This window comes from Luteitalea sp. (genome assembly GCA_009377605.1).
GTDB lineage: Bacteria > Acidobacteriota > Vicinamibacteria > Vicinamibacterales > Vicinamibacteraceae > WHTT01.
Genome location: WHTT01000232.1, coordinates 1 through 914, shown reverse-complemented (window position 1 = coordinate 914; position 914 = coordinate 1). Strand labels below are relative to the sequence as shown.

1 protein-coding gene is annotated in these 914 nt (G+C 62.7%); it reads left to right on the top strand.

All coding sequences use genetic code 11. From position 1 onward, the window contains the following. Positions 1-270: 270 nt before the first annotated feature. Positions 271-723, top strand: a complete 453-nt coding sequence (locus GEV06_28690) for a hypothetical protein (GenBank protein MPZ21824.1) — start codon at positions 271-273, stop codon at positions 721-723. Positions 724-914 lie beyond the last annotated feature (191 nt).

Sequence of the window (914 nt, the reverse complement as noted above, 5' to 3'; positions counted from 1 at the left end):
CAGCGTCAACGGCGAGCGGCGCAGCTTCGCGCTGCTACGTCCTATCTCTGACTTCGCCGCACAGGCTCGCGTCCGCGATCTCATCCTCGACGCTTACACAACCCACGAGCGCGGGGATGGATCCGACGAATAGCGAACCATCCACGGCAGGCGACTGCCGTGGAGTCTGTCCCTGATGTTTTCGTCCGCACGCGCGTCTCAAGGCGCGCGTGCCTTCTTTCCGCCGGCGTTTCAGTCTCACGCCACTGGAGTGCCGAGCAGGAGGAACCAATGATCCTGCGCGAGCTCGTCCTCACCTATCGACCGACACGCGATGCCCACGATCGGCCGATCTGCCTATGCGTCCAGCCTGTTCGGGACCCGGCCGATGCCGTACGTTTCCTGATACCGCTCCTCGCCGCCGAACCGCACGAGGTCGTCGGTGGCGTGTATCTCAACACCCGACGCCACATACTCGGCTGGCGCCTGCTCGCGCGAGGCACACTTGACAGGGCAGTCCTGACGCCCCGCGAAGCGCTGCAGCCCGCACTCCTCGTGAATGCGAGCGCCTTCCTCATTGCCCACTCTCATCCGAGTGGCATCTGCGAACCAAGTCCGCACGACATTGCGTTGACCCGTCGACTCAAGCACGCGGCCGAGCTATTCGAAATTGATCTCCTTGACCATCTGATCATCGGTGTCGATGGCACATGGTCAAGCCTTCGGAACTTGGGATTCCTCTGAGCCTCCACCCCGCCCCGTCCCCTGCGACGAAGGGGACGGGGTCCCGCCTTCCCTTTCTCTCACACCACACTGACCTCGATCCACCACACCGTGTAAACCGACACGAAATCCTTCTCCCCCTGATGCAGTAGCCCCTCTTCGGCCTGACGGCCGCATTGTCTCTGCGGCTCACGGATATACCGGTGAAGAAC